The sequence below is a fragment of the Burkholderia sp. E168m23 genome (assembly GCF_016586125.1).
Classification (GTDB): domain Bacteria; phylum Pseudomonadota; class Gammaproteobacteria; order Burkholderiales; family Burkholderiaceae; genus Burkholderia; species Burkholderia orbicola.
This window is the reverse complement of record NZ_BCPP01000971.1, coordinates 1-2,640: the sequence shown is the minus strand read 5'-3', so window position 1 is coordinate 2,640 and position 2,640 is coordinate 1. Positions and strand designations below refer to the sequence as shown.

Below are 2,640 nucleotides of genomic sequence, written 5' to 3'. Positions count from 1 at the left end.
TCGACAGCATTGCGAGTCCATCGGCGCGTCCGGTGTTGGCATCGAGAAATCCGTGATGACGATATCGCAGGCGACTGGGCCAGGATTGACATCAACTCGCTCGAGTCGCGCGCCTCTCCCACGACCTCCATGCCATTCTGCTCAATCAGAAGACGGCAACCGAGCAACATGATGGGATGGTCGTCTGCGAGCACAACGCGCCAAGCCATTTCAGAATCTCCCAAATTAATTTCGGCAAATTTTAGCAAGTGATAGACCGCTTATGCTCATCAAAGAATAAAACCAGAATGCGCCTACGCGCTTGGATTGAAAATAAGCATTGGCTGATATGTAAAATGGACGCTTTGCCTTATAGTCTTATCGGGATTTATCAGGTTTGTATTTGCCTTCTACTAGTAAATTTTTTGGGCGATTTTTTGGTGAGTATGGCGGTAATTAGAATGCTAATCGTTACAGCTCTTTTTTGGGGTGTTTCGGTACCGGGCGACGTTGCAAATGGCATCGAGGATGAAGCCGAGTAGATTCGAGAAGTCGGATGCAAGGAGGAGGAATGAGAAGCGCTTGGGTGGACGGTAAGGCAGTGATCGTGGAGGTGGGTTCCAGTGATTACCGACATATCGAGTCGGCGGCGCGGAAGCTCGGGTATACAGTGCAGGAATTTCTGCTGCTGAGTGCGTCTCTGATTGCTTCTGTCGTGCATGGACAGGGGGCCGCCCAGGATTGAAGCGGTGCGGCGTAATCGGACGGGTCCGGTATCGTGCGGACCACACGGGAGTGACGTCGCAGCATGGATTCCGCATCGGATGACATGGCACGTCTTCACGTTACGGACGGTGTCGGATATCCTGGCCAGCCCCTTTCGGAAATCACGAGCCACCCGCCAAGCCCGGTGACAGCACCAGGGATCATGACAGCACCAAGGCGAACACCATGCCGAGCTTGGGGGGCAAAACCCCCAAGTCAGTTACAAAACTTCCGAAGATTGATCGCTGCGTTTATAGGAAAAAGAGGCTTCCTTGCCTTTCGATGTTGGAAGAGTGATCGCAACCACCGGAACTACAATTCCATATTCCTGATAGAAGGTTTTTTGATCGATTTTTGCATTGATTAGGGCCTGATTGTCGCCGGTTATGTAGAAAAACGAATGAATCGGAAGTTTTTTGCCATTGTTTTGCTTCCATGTAGCCACGCGCAACTCGTTTTGGATATCCCACCATGGCGAAAGCATCTTTTGCCTCGCCAGAATGCTTTGATAAAAATGATCTGCGGTACCTGAGTGTCCTTTGGTGACATCCCAGCCGCATTGATCGCTGTATTTTATCTTTAGCGAATCAAAATGTTTTATCCATTTTTGAGCATCTGTGATTCCCTGCTCGATGCAGGGACGGCTCTCGGTAGGGTAATTGGCGGACGCGCCGCAACCATTCCCAGGGCGCTGGTCGGTGCCTCCATCCATTGAATAAGCACAGAGAACCATGATGCTGTCTTTGCCTTGAAGCGTGCTATATCCGGGGTATAGTATGAATCCATTCTTATAACCAAAAACAAGCTTTGAAAAATTACTGTCGGCTCTGATCCACGAGAAAGAGACGCCGCCACTCGCTTGTGAGGCCGGGCTTGGGTTCCATGGCCGGAATGCGGGACTTTCCACGGTGGCGCGCAACATTACTCCGCTACACAGGAAAGCTGGTCGATACTGGCCGCCGCAGCTTTTGGGAGTTTTGTAATACCAATCGTATAGCTGGCTGATCGCAATAGGTCCGACGTAGTCGATAACTTTTGCTTCTGCCTGGGTGGCGGTGTTTTGTGCGAGTGCAGTTTGGCTGAGAAAAAAGATTGCTATTGAAGATAATAAAAGTTTGAATAAATGATTCATGGTGATGCTGTTGGTGGAAATTGGCTGGCGGCACCCTTTTTGCGATTTTTAATCGCCATTTTTCTGTTCGATAAATTCCTCCGTATCGTTCGGGTGTTTTAGGAGTTGTCGTGTCGACTCTCGCCCTGCGGCGCTGACGGCAAACCACGGGGCGCGCGTTGCACAACGCTTGGAAAGAGAGATCGGCGTGCATGCCCGTGAGCATTGATCTTCCACGATGCCTCGGTTGCCAACCACCGAAACACCGACATTCGGTGCTCCAAGGATGCTATGCATCTAATCCGTCGCTACGCGGCGCGGAGGGGGCAACGCCAACTGGATATATGTAACCGCCCGACCGGGACGATAAGCGTGTTCGCTTCGAAACGCTGCTAGATAATTCTGGAACTAGAGAAATTTCCGAAATTACAACAGCGCGCCGACTATGTATTGAGGCTGCTCTCCAGATGCCGGTATTCTGCTGCCAACGCAACCGATTTTAAAAATCTTGCGAATTGTTTTGATGGTTGTCGGTTTGTGTTGTAACTATTGGAATTGATTGGTATGCGACGTAAATTTGTTTCAGGCACGGTGTTGCACGTGGGGGCGCGCGAGCTGTATAAGGTTTCCGTCTTTCTCGCGACGGTCGCTGGCGGCGGGTGTGGTGTCCTGTTTTCTTCTGCCGCGTATGCGCATAATCCATACATTGGATATGAAACCCCGGTGGCCAGCAATTGTATAAATAGCGGCGTGCTATTTGAAAATTGCGCTAGATGGGATAATTC

General features: G+C 50.5%; 2 protein-coding genes. One reads left to right on the top strand and one right to left on the bottom strand.

What is annotated here, in order from left to right; genetic code table 11:
- Window positions 1-964: 964 nt before the first annotated feature.
- Entirely contained in the window at window positions 965-1,876 is a 912-nt protein-coding gene (locus JMF90_RS32725) for an N-acyl homoserine lactonase (RefSeq protein ID WP_201317411.1), read from the bottom strand.
- A 543-nt stretch (window positions 1,877-2,419) separates the two neighbouring features.
- Here JMF90_RS32725 and JMF90_RS40385 point away from each other — a divergent pair.
- The coding region (locus JMF90_RS40385; RefSeq protein WP_236598080.1) for a hypothetical protein at window positions 2,420-2,640 on the top strand (221 nt) is incomplete at its 3' end.